General features: G+C 33.6%; 9 protein-coding genes. 5 read left to right on the top strand and 4 right to left on the bottom strand.

Features of this window, described 5'->3' with window-relative positions:
• Positions 1-6: 6 nt before the first annotated feature.
• Together EW093_RS12460 and EW093_RS12465 are read right to left on the bottom strand one after the other, a co-directional pair.
• Positions 7-4,281 carry an acyl-CoA dehydratase activase gene (locus EW093_RS12460; RefSeq protein WP_149568731.1) on the bottom strand — a complete coding sequence of 1,425 codons (4,275 nt, stop codon included), beginning with the start codon at positions 4,279-4,281 and terminating at the stop codon, positions 7-9.
• Positions 4,282-4,878 carry a TetR/AcrR family transcriptional regulator gene (locus EW093_RS12465; RefSeq protein WP_149568732.1) on the bottom strand — a complete coding sequence of 199 codons (597 nt, stop codon included), beginning with the start codon at positions 4,876-4,878 and terminating at the stop codon, positions 4,282-4,284. It lies immediately after the preceding gene.
• A gap of 108 nt (positions 4,879-4,986) precedes the next feature.
• Between EW093_RS12465 and EW093_RS12470 the strand changes: the two genes are divergently transcribed.
• From EW093_RS12470 to EW093_RS12485, 4 genes are all read left to right on the top strand, one after another.
• Positions 4,987-6,255 (top strand): MFS transporter, encoded by a 1,269-nt coding sequence (locus EW093_RS12470; RefSeq protein WP_149568733.1) that lies wholly within the window; start codon positions 4,987-4,989, stop codon positions 6,253-6,255.
• 97 nt (positions 6,256-6,352) lie between these two features.
• Positions 6,353-8,050: an FAD-dependent oxidoreductase gene (locus tag EW093_RS12475; protein WP_149568734.1), complete on the top strand. Its 1,698-nt coding sequence runs from the start codon at positions 6,353-6,355 to the stop codon at positions 8,048-8,050.
• A 20-nt stretch (positions 8,051-8,070) separates the two neighbouring features.
• Positions 8,071-9,288 (top strand): YeeE/YedE family protein, encoded by a 1,218-nt coding sequence (locus tag EW093_RS12480; RefSeq protein WP_149568735.1) that lies wholly within the window; start codon positions 8,071-8,073, stop codon positions 9,286-9,288.
• A 153-nt stretch (positions 9,289-9,441) separates the two neighbouring features.
• Complete coding sequence (locus tag EW093_RS12485) at positions 9,442-10,485, top strand: ACGS family protein (RefSeq protein WP_223111604.1); 1,044 nt, start codon at positions 9,442-9,444, stop codon at positions 10,483-10,485.
• Between the two features lie 285 nt (positions 10,486-10,770).
• On the opposite strand, the gene EW093_RS12490 is transcribed toward EW093_RS12485, so the two are convergent.
• Complete coding sequence (locus EW093_RS12490) at positions 10,771-12,237, bottom strand: beta-N-acetylhexosaminidase (protein WP_187759701.1); 1,467 nt, start codon at positions 12,235-12,237, stop codon at positions 10,771-10,773.
• 46 nt (positions 12,238-12,283) lie between these two features.
• On the opposite strand from EW093_RS12490, the gene EW093_RS12495 reads away from it, so the two are divergent.
• Positions 12,284-12,988, top strand: a complete 705-nt coding sequence (locus tag EW093_RS12495) for a DNA alkylation repair protein (RefSeq protein WP_149568737.1) — start codon at positions 12,284-12,286, stop codon at positions 12,986-12,988.
• Here EW093_RS12495 and EW093_RS12500 read toward each other — a convergent pair.
• The gene (locus EW093_RS12500) at positions 12,985-14,517 is read right to left on the bottom strand and encodes an NAD(P)/FAD-dependent oxidoreductase (RefSeq protein ID WP_149568738.1); all 1,533 of its coding nucleotides are present in this window, start codon (positions 14,515-14,517) and stop codon (positions 12,985-12,987) included. The two genes, EW093_RS12495 and EW093_RS12500, sit on opposite strands and share 4 nt — an antisense overlap.
• Positions 14,518-14,572 lie beyond the last annotated feature (55 nt).

Raw genomic sequence — 14,572 nt, forward strand, 5'->3', positions numbered from 1 at the left:
TAAACTCTATACTTTAGCAGCCATAGACTCTTTTGCACCTTTAATAAGGAACTCTAATCTATTTGCTGTATTAACCTCACTTGTACCTGCATCCATATCAAGGAATAGTAGGTTAAGATGAGGATGAACCTCTTTTAATTTTTTCTCGACACCCTTTGCTACTATGTGGTTCGCGATACAACCAAATGGTTGTAAACAGACAACATCATTAATCCCATCTTTAACATAGGTTCCAATTTCTCCAGCAACTAACCACGCCTCACCATATTGGTGATTGATACTTAAAACCTTCTCTGCAGTTTCACCTATATCTTGAATGTGGTGAATAGGACTCATCCCTAGGTGATAGTTAGATAGTATAGCATTTGCTCTACCTATAAAACTATAACATACATTCTCGGCAGCTTTTAATGCTTTTAAGTAGACCTTGCTTTTAGGTAAGATATTAAAGTCACTATTAAATGGCTTAGCAACAAAGGATTTTAAGAAGAAGGTAATTAGAGGTGTAACTTCGACCTCAATTCCCTTACTCATTAACCAATTATTGATATATCCATTGGAGAAGTCGTTAAATTTAACATATATCTCTCCAACTATACCAACTTTAGGTAGTTCTGTTGGATCAACTTCTATCTGGTTAAACTCATTTACACACTGCTCTAGAAGGTTAAAAAGTTTACCATGTTTCCCAATTTTTAAAAGAGGGTAGGAGAGTTCTATATACTTATCCACTAGTTTCTGAGCATCACCCTTATTTTTCTCCCTAACAGCAGTTCTATAGAAAAGTTTTGATAGACAGTCTCCAAAAAGGGAACCAAAGAATGATGTATATGTAAACTTTACAGGACTAACTTGGAAACCTGGTTGTAAATTTAGGGGTTTACTAGTTGATGTTGAAACTGTAATAACAGGAACATCGTGGAAACCTGCATTAACAAGACCTCTTTTAAGTAGAGATGCATAACTTGATGCCCTACATTGTCCTCCTGTCTGAGTTAGTCCTACAGCTACTTCGTCAGGGTTATACTTTCCAGACTCAAGGGCTTTAATAAGATCTCCAATTACAATTGTTGCAGGGTAACAGATATCATTATTTGTATATTTTAAACCAATTTCAATACTAGACTTATCTGGTTCTGGTAGAACTTCAAACTTATATCCATCTAATTCAAAGGCTGCTGTTAAATATCTTGTATAAAAATTAGAGAACTGTGGGGCTAATATAGTTCTTCTTTTAACATCTAACTTATCAAATAAAGGAAGTACAACTCTTGGTTTATGCTCCCGAATGTAGTTTTCTCCCCGCATTTTCATAGACTCAATTAATGATCTAATTCTTAATTTCACAGAACCAGGAGAGCTTATTTCATCTATTCTAAGTACTGTAGGATTCTTTCCAAATACATTTAATATAGGTTTAACTTCGTCTACAACTATTGCATCAGGCCCACAACCAAAGGAGTTTAATTGAACAACCTCAATATTATCCCTCTCTCCTGCCCAGATTGCTGAGTCATAAATTCTATTTGGAAGTGTCCATTGGGATAGAACATGTACATCTTGGTGCATATCGCTTCTATCCTCTTCTGGTATACAATCCTCTGTAATTACGTCAACACCAATTGCTGTTATCATCTCTGGTGCTTTGTGATTTACTAGGGAATCCACATGATATGGTCTCCCTAATAACATAATTACCAGTCTTCCATCCCTCTCTGCAGCGTCAACTATTCTCTGCCCTTCTTTAATAACATCTTCTTTGTATGTTTGGTACGCCTCTTCTGCTTTTTTTAACGCCTTTTTAAATACATCCTTTTTAACACCAAATTGACTTAAATATTCCCATGTAGATTTTTCAATAACCTCAGGAGAGTTAAATGAGAAGGGTATATTATCAAATGGAATTCCAAACTTCTCTTCTGGTTTTACAGACGATTGAATTACCTCAGGGTAACCTGTAACAACAGGGCAGTTATAATTATTTTGAGATGTTTCATTTTCTGTTCTGTTATATCTAACCATAGGATAGAAGATTCTATCAACTTTCTCCTCAATTAACTCATAAATGTGTCCATTTACTATTTTAGCTGGGAAACAGATATTTTCAGACATAACTGTACCATAACCCTTCTCTGCTAAAGGCATTGTAGACGGAGGGGATAGGGTAACCTTTATTCCTGATTCAACAAATAGAGTACTCCAGAATGGAAAATCCTCCCACATGTTTAGAACCCTAGGAATACCTATATTAAGTAGTGGCTCTCCCTCTGGCTCTAGTTTTCTATCAAAGAGTAGCCTCTTTTTAATTTCATGAAGGTTTTCCCCTTTATAGCTACCCTTTAACTGGTTTGAAAAAATCTTCTCACATTTATTACCTGTAAAAAAAGATTTTTTCCCCTGGTAGGTTAATGTGGTAACTGTACATAAATTCTCACAACCTCTACATACAGATGACTTTCTATTATAGTCTAGTGCTTTTTCTAGATTATCAAATCCAATAAATGTTGTTGTTGATTTCTCTTCGTAGAATTTTTTCTTTGCAACTAAGGCAGATCCATAGGCTCCCATTAACTCAGAGATATCAGGTCTTACAACCTCTTTACCTACTTGTTTCTCTAGGGATCTTAAAACTGCAGGATTTTTAAAAGTTCCACCCTGAACTACTATGTTATCCCCTAATAGAGAGTAATCAGTAAGTTTTAGAACCTTATTAAAGGCATTTTTTACAACAGATATAGCTAAACCTGCAGCAATATCTCCCTTGGTTGCACCCTCCCTAAGGGACTGCTTTACCTTAGAGTTCATAAATACTGTACACCGGGTTCCAAGATCGCATGGCGCCTTACTATAACAAGCCTGTTCTGCAAACCCAGCTACGTTTTCGTTAAGATTTTGTGCAAAAGTTTCAATAAAAGAACCACAACCTGAAGAACAAGCTTCATTTAGTTCAAGGTTGTTAATAATTCCGCCCTTACAGTAGATAGCCTTCATATCTTGACCACCAATATCCATTATAAAAGATACATTAGGTTCAAAAAAAGCTGCCGCAGTATAGTGGGCAATAGTCTCTACTAGTCCATCATCTAAACCATAGGCATAGTGTATTAAATCTTCACCATATCCTGTTACAGCAGATCTTTTAATATTTATCTCAATATTAGCATCTTTAATCTCTTGGAAAATTTTATTTAAACCTAGGTTTACAGCTTGGATAGGATTTCCATTATTATTACTGTAATGTTTAGCTGCTATTTTCCCTTCATCGTTTATTAAAACAATTTTAGTTGTAGTAGAACCTGAGTCTATACCTAAGAATACATCCTTTTTATCTAGCTCTTTTAAGTCTACATATTGTACTTTATGTTGGTTTTTTCTCTCTAACCACTCTTCAAACTGCTCTTTAGAATCAAAAAGGGTTTCAAGTCTGGTTTCAAAATTAACCTCATCGTCTCCGATATCTTCTATCTCTTTTATAGCTTGGGATAGGGTTGTTTTATCTACTCCATCATTATGAAGAGCTGCACCTACAGCTGGGAAAAGTTCTGAGTAATTAGTCTCTACCACTTCACTTTTATCTATTTCCAGTATATCTAAAAATGCCTTTCTTAATTCTGGTTGAAATGTTAATGGTCCACCAGTGAACATTATTTTTGTAAGAATATCTTGACCCCTTGAAAGGGAGTTTATTGATTGGAATGCTACAGCTTTATAAATAGATGCTACAATATCGGAACTTGGAATATCCCTACTTATTAGGTTTTGAATATCTGTTTTTGCAAAAACCCCACATCTAGATGCAACAGAGTATGTCTGTGTTGAGTCTTTTGCCATATCATTAAACTCTGTAACATTTCTATTTAATAAAGAAGCCATCTGGTCAATAAATGCACCTGTACCTCCTGCACAGTTACCATTCATTCTTATATCTGGTTTCCCATCTTCGTTAAAGAAAATAATTTTGGCATCTTCCCCACCTAGGTCAATTAAAGTTCGTACATCAGGGTGCAACTGTTTTACTACTTCTGCTGAAGCTACAACCTCTTGAACAAAATTCATACCTGTTTTTTCAGAGATTCCCATTCCTGCTGTTCCAGTTATGGATGCTGTTATCTCCTCATCACCAAGTTCATTTTTAGCCTCTTTTAAAAGTTTTAGTATAGTTGTTGCTATTTCTGTATTATGTCTTTCATATTTTGAAAAAACAATTTTATTCTCTTTATCTAGAATAATTACTTTTGCTGTTGTAGATCCAATGTCGATCCCTAATTTATTACTTTTCATTTATTCTCCTTTTATATCTCTCCAAAGTAGTCTAATTATCTCTTCTTTACGTTGTTCAACTATCTCTTCATTACTATCTTGCTCTAAAAATGATCGTGTTATTGGTAACAATAAGTTTGAGGATAGGATTAAGCTTACTAAATTCAAGTACAAATTAAGCGGATCCATACTGCGTATAATACCATCTTCTATTGCTCTGTTAGTCTTGTTTATAAAATCATCTAAGTGGGCAGACCCCATGATCTCTTTAATAATTACAATAAGTTTTTTATCATTAAAATACTCCCATAAAAGGAACATTAGTTGTTTATCATGTTTAAGGATGAAAGCTGTATAGGAGTCTATTACCGCACCTAAGTACTTAGGGTAGTCTTCAACGGTTCTAACATCTACAGTATGGAAGGTTGACTGCATTCTTTCTAGAATATCTTTAACGCAGCAAATAAATAACTGCTCTTTACTGGAGTAGTAGTAGTGAATTAGAGCCTTATTTACACCTGCATCATCTGCAATTGCCTTTGTCTTGGCTCCGGATTTTCCGTACATTAGAAACTGTTTTAAAGCAGACTCTAAAATCTTATCTTTAATATTAACCATAAGGTTAAACTATATGGTTGAAATTGTTTTTAATCAATAATAAATAGTCTAATTATTTACAAAAAGTACCTTTATGGTAGAATAACGCTAATTAAGTAAGGAGATTTAATGAAGATTAATAAAAAAATACTCAGTTGGAGCCTTTATGACTGGGCTAATAGTGCTTTTGCTACAACAGTATTAGCCGGATTTTTCCCAACTTTTTTTAGATCATATTGGTCCACAGGGGATAGTGTAGATACTACCTTCTATTTAGGACTTGCAAGTTCTATATCATCCCTAGTAGTTGCAGTATTAGCCCCATTTTTAGGAGCAATAGCTGATAAAACTTCAACTAAAAGAAAGTTTTTACTATTTTTTAGTTTTATAGGAATAATAATGACTGGGTCTCTATCCCTTATTCAATCTGGGAATTGGCCTATGGCCCTTATGTTTTTTATATTAGCATCAATTGGTTGGTCTGGTGGTAATCTCTTTTATGACTCTTTAATAATTGGGGTTGCAGAACAGGATGAGAAGATGTGTGATGACGTCTCTGCTTTAGGTTTTAGTCTAGGGTATATAGGAGGAGGTCTACTGTTTTTAATAAATGTATTAATGTTTAAATTTCCAGAATCTTTTGGATTTCCCAATGGGATTGTTGCAGTAAAAGCATCCTTTTTATCTGTAGCTATCTGGTGGGCCATCTTTTCTATTCCACTTTTTATATTTGTTAAAGAGCCTAAAGTAGATAAGAAGTTATCAATTTTAGGAGCTATCAAAGCAGGTCTAAGTCAATTGAAAACTACTTTTAAGGAGATTCAAAAACTTAAGGTTGTATTTACTTTTTTATTAGCCTATTTTTTCTATATAGATGGTGTTGATACAATAATCAAAATGTCTGTAAATTATGGCGCTAGTTTAGGGTTTAAATCCGAATCCTTAATTGTTGCCCTTCTAATAACCCAGTTTATAGCTTTTCCTGCAGTACTTATCTTTAATATGATAGGTAGAAAAGTTGGGGTGAAAAACTCACTTTATGGTGCTATTTTTGCCTACTCTCTTATTACAATTGCTGGTCTTTTTATGCAAAACGAGACACATTTTTATATTTTAGCAATTTTTATTGGCCTTTTCCAAGGTGGAGTTCAGGCTGCAAGTAGAAGCTATTTTACTAGGCTTATACCAAAGGATAAGGCTGGGGAGTTTTTTGGCTTCTATAATATGTTAGGTAAGTCAGCTGCTATTCTTGGACCATTTTTAGTCGCTATTGTAACTAAATTAACCGGTAGTAATCGAGTAGGGATGATTTCTATTTTATTACTATTTATTTTAGGTTTTATTTTCCTTAAAAGAGTTAATACAGAGAAGGGGAAAGAGTTAGCACAGATTTTGTAATAACCTACCTGGAAGGTAGGTAATCGGTAAAAAAATATTTATTTCCTTTCTTGATAAATATTTTAGTGATAAAATTACTCTATTCATAGGAGGAATTATGTCAAGAAAATATTTAGTTGTAGGAGGGGTCGCTGGAGGTGCATCTGCCGCTGCCCGACTTAGACGGCATAGTGAAGAGGATCAAGTAGTTATATTTGAAAAAGGACCCCACGTTTCATTTTCAAATTGTAGTTTGCCTTACTATTTAAGTGGACTTGTTGAAAACTCTGAAGAGTTGGTAATGATGAATCCAGAAAAGTTTAAAAAACAGTACAATATTGATGTAAGAACAGAAAATGAAGTTTTATCAATTGATAGAAAATCAAAATCTGTAACTGTTAAAGACTTAAAAACTGGTAAGAATTACACAGAAACATATGATAAACTTATACTTTCTCCAGGTGGAAAACCTATTGTCCCTCCCATTCCAGGAATTGAGAATGCAAACTGTTATACCATTAGAAATGTAGTTGATATTGTTAAACTAGGGGATGCTCTTAAGGGGGCACCAAAAAAAGTTTCTGTAATTGGTGGTGGTTTTATTGGAATTGAGACTGTAGAAAACCTAAAAGAGGCAGGTCATAGTGTCACTTTAGTTGAAGCTATGCCACAAATTCTAAGAATCTTAGATGAAGATATGGTTCAGATTCTTCATAAGGAAATCTATGATCATGGTGTAAATTTAATTGTTGGCGATAAAGTATCTGCCTTTGATAAAAGTAATGTAATATTAGAATCAGGAAGAAGGGTCGAAAGTGATGTAGTTGTTTTAGCTATTGGGGTTCAACCTGAAACTGATCTTGCTAAAGGTGCCAATTTAGATCTAGGGAAAACAGGTGCCATGAAGGTAGACCAGAATTTTAAAACCAATGATCCTGATATCTATGCAGTAGGAGATGTTATAGAAGTATATAGTTACCTTTTTAATGACTACTTTAAACTTCCATTAGCAGGACCAGCTCAAAAACAAGCTAGAGGTGTTGCTGACCACATAAATGGAATGCAAATTGATAATAGGGGTTATATAGGTTCATCGATATTAAAGGTTTTTGACTACAATGCTGCATCTACAGGTTTAACCGCTGGATTTATTGAACATGCTAAATTAGGGATTGATTATGACTGTGTTCGAATAATACCTGGGGATAAAGTAGGTTTAATGCCATCAAGTAGAGCTTTACATTTTAAATTAATCTATGAAATCCCAACTGGAAGAATTCTAGGAGCCCAAGCAATTGGTAAGGGAAATGTTGATAAAAGAATTGATGTTATTGCAACAGTCATTAAGTTTAATGGAACCATACATGACCTTAAAGATTTAGAGCTTTGTTATGCGCCTCCATTTGGAACTGCAAAGGATGTTGTTAACTTTGCAGGATATGTAGCTGCAAATATTTTAAAGGGTGATTTCAAACATATACATGTAAATAAAGTTCGATCATTACAGGAGTCAGGCGCAACAATTATAGATGTTAGGGAAGAGTCAGAGTATGAGGAATCCCATATTATAGGAGCTAAAAACATCCCGTTAAGCCAGCTTAGAGATCGAATAGATGAGATCCCTAAAAACAACCCAGTCTATTTACACTGTAGAAGTGGTCAGAGAAGTTATAATGCTGTTCTTGCACTACAGAATTTAGGATTTGATAATCTATTTAATGTTTCTGGTGGTTTTATGGGTATATCTTTTTATGAGTTTTACATAGATAAGATTACAAATAGAAAGCCTATACTTACTGATTACAATTTTGATTAAAAATAAAAAAGGAGATAATAATGAAGAAAATTGAAAACATTATTGGTTTTGTTTTACTTGGAGTGTTATTAATAGTAGGGCAATTATGGTTTAAAGCTAACTTTTTTAGATTGGTAGTAGGTCTAGGATTTGGTTATGCCTTATCTAGGGCATTTATGGGATTTGCTGGTAGTGTAAATAGACCCTATCGTACAGGATCCACAAAGCTGATTAGAACATTGGTCATTATGTTTTTAGCTACAACAGTTATAACAACAGCGTTCTCTTATAAAGATTCTTCTGTTTTAAGTTTATGGATTAGACCAATAAACTTAGGTATGATATTAGGTGGACTTTTATTTGGCTTTGGTATGTCCTTCTCATCATGTTGTGCTACAGGGGTTCTAACAGATTTAGTTACAGGTCTACCAAGGGCATTTATTACATTGATATTTTTTGGAGCAGGTGTATTTTTGGGTAATCCAATTCAAAAAAGCGCAACTTGGATTACTAAAAGTGTAGTTAGTGTGGGTGATAGAAATGGTATTTTTATGCCGGATATGTTCAAATGGGATGGTATGAATGGATTTTTAGGTGCAACTGTTTTGACAGCCCTTTTAGCAGGTTTAGTAATACTTGTGGCTACAAAATATGAGACAACAAGGAAAAACAAAAAAACATATACCGGTGTTGAGTCAGAAAACGTTGAATTATTAAATAGCACAATGTACGAAAAACTTTTTGTAAACCCATGGAGCTTGAAAACTGGAGCTATGGTTATAGTTGCTTTCTTTGCAATTTTAACTGGAATAAGTGGTTCAGGTTGGGGAGCTTCAACTATTCATGGAATTTGGTTTGGTCGAACTCTAAATCTATTTGGTGTATCAGCAGAATCAATGGCAAACTTTAGTAAACTTCCTGCCGCTATGTTAACAGGGTCCTACCTACAACATCCAGTTGCAATACAGAACTTTGGAATAATACTTGGTACTTTTATATATTTACTTACAGCAGGGATATTCAAAAAAACATTTTTTACAGAGTTTAAAATTACGTGGAAGGAAGGTCTGTTATTTGCTCTTGGTGGTTTGTGTATGGGATTTGGTACTCGATTTGCTAATGGCTGTAATGTTGGTGCTCTTTATACTCCAATTGCTAATTTTTCTCTATCTGGGTGGTTATATTTTGCCTTTTTAATTTCAGGAGGTATTATTGGGAATAAGTTAGGTCAAAAAACTAAAAAGGATTGTATTAATTAGCATTTATACTTAATGGCTCCTGAAATATGGAGCTTTATTATAAGGGGGGTCAGAATTAATCTTATTGGAAAAATTGTAAGTACTCTAGGTAGTACATTATGGGGAGTTTTTTTACCTATAATAATATTTTTAGGTATTTATGTAATTTTTAAGATGGTTAAAAATCTTGAAGATATATCTAAAAAAGATAATGGTAAGCTAACATTTAAAAAGGCAAAAAGTGCACTTTCTATATCAGTATCATCTAAAATTGGTACAGGAGCAATAATTGGTGTATTAGCAGCACTTTGGAAAACCTCGGATAATGGAGTAGGAGGGGAGGCCATTGTTCTTTGGGTCCTAATTGGTATGATAATCTTAGTCCCATTAACATATGCTGAGGTTTTATTTTCCCAGGTAACAAAAAAGCTTCCTAGATTATTTGTTGAATTTAATTTAGGTAGTAAAAGTAGTCTTATTTATATTATTTCTTTAGTAATTTTATACTCGTTTGGTTTTGTTGGGTTTCAATTTACTGGGATTCAAACTGTAGGAATAATTCTTTCAGATAAACTATTAGGTTATACTCTTAGCTCTACTCAGATGTTATTTTTTATTGTAGTACCAATGATAGTAGTAACAGCAATAATAATACTAACAAAAAGTCACCTTCTATTTATTAATGTTTTAGGATCTCTCATTTCAATTGTAATTATATTTTATCTAATTATGTTTATTATTTTTTTATATAAAACCAGGTCGTTTATTCCTGAATATATCTCAGATATGTTTAATGATTTCTTAGATTTTAGAACCATGGGGATAGGACTTCCTATAGGTTTAGTTTTAGGATTTCAGAGAATAATACAGATAAGTGAAACGGCGTTAGGGACAAGTGCTCTAGCATCATCTGATAGGGAGAATAGCCCTCGTAAAGAGGCTTTTTTACAAGTTGTGGCAACACTTATTACACTTTTTGTAGCAGTAGGAATCACATCATATGTTTTTGCTTATGGAAGAGCAAACATTGCTGGAGTAGAGTTAAGTGGTAATGGGTTTAATAGAATTGTAGGTTATATAAAAAGTGTTGAAACAATAACTGGAAGTTATGGATTGTTTGTTATACTAATATTCTTTCTTTTTTCAGGGTATTGTACAGTTTTAGGTTCTTTCCACTTTCTTAATACTTCTATGAAGATATCAGATAATAAAAAATAATTTTCTATCTATTTTTGATAACTATATCTGGTATTCTTAGTGTCTCAAATTTTAGTTTTATTTTTGATGTAGTGGATTTATTAATGTTTGTAGTAGGTTTAATTATTATGATCTCACTATTTAATTTTACTAGACGGGGATATATACGATAATTATTAAAAAAAAATTAAAAAAACAAATCTTGATAAATTTGATATTCATTTTTTATTGAATTATAATTAAAGTATATTTTTCTCCAGAGGAAGATTAGTCATTGAGCAATAGCACTAGTCTTCCCCTTTTTTTTTATTCTAAATCTCCCCTGTAATAATTTACTCCCATATTATCTAAGGTTAATTTAAAACTTTTCAATCTATTTTTAAACTCTTCCCAGTCTCTATCCTCAACTCCATACCACATTGTTTCACTTAGGGCTGTTAATCTTGGAAACACCATATACTCTAGGGTTTTAGGATACATAATTAGCTCTGTCCATGTATTCCCTTGCACTCCTAAAATGTGTTTCTTAGCCTCTTCTGTAATACCTTCTGCTATAGGGTTAAAACTCCATGTATCTTTTACACTACAAACACCTAGCCATCCTGGTTCATCTTCATCGTCTAAATGTTTGTGGTCAAAATAACAGGCGGATTGATTTGGACACATAATAACATCGTGTCCCTTATTGGCAGCTTCAACTCCAACTTCAACACCTTGCCAGGAAAAAACGGTAATATCATCAGCAAGGCCACCTTCTATAACTTCTTCCCAACCTAAAACCTTTTTTCCATACTTATTTATAGTTTTAGAAACCCTTTTAATAAAGTAACTCTGTAGCTCTTTTGTATTTTCTAAGCCCTCATCTTCCATTCTCTTTTGGCATAGTGGGCAGCTTTCCCAGTAGTCTTTTAGAGCCTCATCCCCTCCTAGGTGAATATATCTCCCTGGAAAAAGCTCTGCTATCTCTTTTATTACATCATCTAACCAGGTAAAAACACTCTCTTTCCCTGCACAAAGTATTTTATTGTGTACTCCCCATGTAGTTGCAACATTTAACTCTTCATTTATACATGACAACTCTTTTATAGAAGCTATTGCGGCAGTGGAGTGACCAGGAATATCAATTTCAGGTATTACCTCTATATGTCTCTCCATTGCATACTTAACAATACTTTTTATATCCTCTTGGCTATAGAAGTCTGATGAATAATACTCTTTTACAGTATTTAGGACTCTTTTAGAGCCTATTTTAGTTAGTTCTGGGTACTTCTTTATCTCTATTCTCCAGCCTTGATCGTCAGTAAGGTGCCAGTGAAACTTATTAATTTTATGTATTGCTAACAGATCTAAAAACTTTTTTAAGGATTTAACACTCATAAAGTGTCGAGATGTATCCACCATTGCACCCCGCCAAGTAAACCTTGGACTATCTGTAATTATTATGCCAGGTGCCTCTACTCTTCCATCATTAATACAGCATAGCTGTTTAAGGCTTTGTATTCCATAAAATAGCCCAGCACTGTTATTAGCACAGAGTGTTATTGTCTCTTTATATATATTTAGTGTATAGGACTCATCACCTTTTATATCCTTATTATATAGAAACTTAATATTGGCCTTTTCTAAATCTGTAGTGGTTTGAACGTTAAAATGTTCAACTAAACAACTTTTTTCAGTTTCAAATAACCTATCGATAAATAATAACCCTTCTAGATTAAAATTATCCTCTTCTCCTAATAACTTGTAACTCTTTGGTCTTGGTATAATATTCATATTTTTATTATACATCAAAACTATTATCTGTTATATAATTTTTATTATGTTACAAAAATTAAAGAATGAACTAATAAATAAGGCTAATGAAGATAGAAAAATAAAAATGCTTCGATATTTTAAAACTGGGAAGGGTGAGTATGGAGAAGGAGATATCTTTTTAGGGATTTCCAACCCCCATATTAGGAGTTCCATTAAGCCATATATTACTACTTTAACAATAGACGAGATTTCAGAACTTTTAAGGTCAAAGGAGCATGAGTTCAGGTTAGCGGCTTTAATAATTATGGTGGAAAGATATAGAAGAAAGAGTGGGGATAGGGAGTTAATAGTAGATTTATATATAAACAGTACAGAGTATGTAAACAACTGGGATTTAGTTGATTGTTCCGCCCACTATATTTTAGGTCCATGGTTAGAGAGTAGGGAAAAGAGTATTTTATATGAGTTTGCAAATAGTGGAAATATATGGAAACAACGGATTGCTATTATGTCTACTTTTCACTTTATAAAAAAGAATAGGGAGTTTAAAGATACATTTGATATTGCAGATATTCTATTAACCCATAAAGAGGATCTTATACATAAGGCTGTAGGTTGGATGATTAGGGAGGTAGGAAATATCTCAATAATTGAAGAAGAGAAGTTTCTTAAAAATAGATATAATAAGATGCCTAGAACAATGTTACGTTATGCAATAGAGAAATTCCCTAGGGATAAACGTACAGAGTATTTAAAGGGAAGAATTTAGGACTCCCTTTTTATAATATCTAGTGCTCCTTTAATACCATCAGCTCCACTTGAGACTATGCCTCCTGCCCATCCTGATCCCTCACCAACAAAGTATATGTTTGTAAAACCACTACATAACCCTTCCCTAGATCTTTCAACCTGAATAGGAGACGATGTTTTACTCTCTAAACCTAAAATGTTTCCAGTTTCATATCCATATAATTTCCTAGAAAAATCTTTTAAACCCAACCTTAAGGGGTCAACTACACCTTTAGGAAGAAGATCAACTAAATTATAGGGTGTTAGGCCTAAACTGTAGGATGTTTCTCCAATATTAGCTGTAGCTTTTCCATTAATAAAATCGGATATTCTCATTGCTGGAACACTATATCCCCCTGTAGCTCGGTAATATCCCTCTTCTAAATCCTGTAGAAGATCCAGGGATTCTAAAGGGCTAACTTCTCTTTTAAGCTCCTGAGAAAAATTAAAGGATGAAACTACTGCTGCATTTGCAAACTTCCCATCCCTATTATAATTACTCATTCCATTTACTACAGATGTTCTATCTAGGGCTGCTGCTGGAACTACTGTTCCCCCTGGACACATACAAAAAGAGAAGACAGATGAACTATCAGTTTTAGATGTTAACCTATACTCTGCAGCTTTTAACCCCTTTATAGAGTCTACACCCCACTGGGCGTTGTTTATTAAACTCTGTTCATGTTCAGCTCTAAAACCAATTGCAAAATTCTTATTCTTAAATATTAATCCTTTTCTAATTAACTCTCTATATGTTCTAAATGAGGAGTGGCCTGTGGCAAGGATAAGATAGTCACAATCTACTACACCCTTATCAGTTTCTATGTTATTAACCCTACCAAAGCTATCTTTAAAAGTGATAAATGTTGTATTAAACTCAATATTCCCACCTAGGCTTAGAAATTCATTCCGCATATTTTTTGCAACTATCTTTAAATTATCAGAGCCTATATGGGGGTGAACCATGGAGAAAATCTCCTCTGGAGCTCCATTATTTATAAAAGTTGAGAGTATGAACTCTTTCTCCTTAGAAATATGTTTACTTCTTGATGTTAACTTACCATCGGAGTAAGTACCTGCTCCACCCTCACCAAATGCAAAGTTTGAAGTTGGGTTAAAAATAGCTTTATTAAGGAGGTCTTCTATATCACCATCCCGGCTACTGACCTTTTTCCCCTGTTCAATTAGGGTAACATTAAAACCAGCTTGTAAAAGAACAATACCTGAAAAAATCCCAGCTGGACCAGAACCTACAATAACTACATGTTTGTCTCTATCTGTTTTTATTAGGTTTAATGAGCTTTTTGCCCTCTGTTCAAAGGTGATATGGGGCGTATCTATTTCTACCTTTATATTCCAGAATATATTACTTTTCTTTCTGGCATCTAGGCTTTTTCGTAAAATCTTATAATTTGTAAATTTTGAGGCACCTTGTTTTTTAAGGCTATCAATAATCCCTTGATTTGTGTAGTTAATTGGTAATTTTAACTCAAATGTAGTTTTTTTCATTAAAATATTATATATTTTTCTTGACGTAAACGCTATCCTTTATTATTAATTCATA

The sequence above is a fragment of the Thiospirochaeta perfilievii genome (assembly GCF_008329945.1).
GTDB classification, from domain to species: domain Bacteria; phylum Spirochaetota; class Spirochaetia; order DSM-2461; family DSM-2461; genus Thiospirochaeta; species Thiospirochaeta perfilievii.

What these genes read in the sequence shown, in the direction of transcription:
- EW093_RS12490 (WP_187759701.1), bottom strand. Translation starts at nt 12,237, where the DNA reads ATGAATATTATACCAAGACCAAAGAGTTACAAGTTATTAGGAGAAGAG.
- EW093_RS12500 (WP_149568738.1), bottom strand. Translation starts at nt 14,517, where the DNA reads ATGAAAAAAACTACATTTGAGTTAAAATTACCAATTAACTACACAAAT.
- EW093_RS12470 (WP_149568733.1), top strand. Translation starts at nt 4,987, where the DNA reads ATGAAGATTAATAAAAAAATACTCAGTTGGAGCCTTTATGACTGGGCT.
- EW093_RS12485 (WP_223111604.1), top strand. Translation starts at nt 9,442, where the DNA reads ATGGTTAAAAATCTTGAAGATATATCTAAAAAAGATAATGGTAAGCTA.
- EW093_RS12460 (WP_149568731.1), bottom strand. Translation starts at nt 4,281, where the DNA reads ATGAAAAGTAATAAATTAGGGATCGACATTGGATCTACAACAGCAAAA.
- EW093_RS12465 (WP_149568732.1), bottom strand. Translation starts at nt 4,878, where the DNA reads ATGGTTAATATTAAAGATAAGATTTTAGAGTCTGCTTTAAAACAGTTT.
- EW093_RS12495 (WP_149568737.1), top strand. Translation starts at nt 12,284, where the DNA reads ATGTTACAAAAATTAAAGAATGAACTAATAAATAAGGCTAATGAAGAT.
- EW093_RS12475 (WP_149568734.1), top strand. Translation starts at nt 6,353, where the DNA reads ATGTCAAGAAAATATTTAGTTGTAGGAGGGGTCGCTGGAGGTGCATCT.
- EW093_RS12480 (WP_149568735.1), top strand. Translation starts at nt 8,071, where the DNA reads ATGAAGAAAATTGAAAACATTATTGGTTTTGTTTTACTTGGAGTGTTA.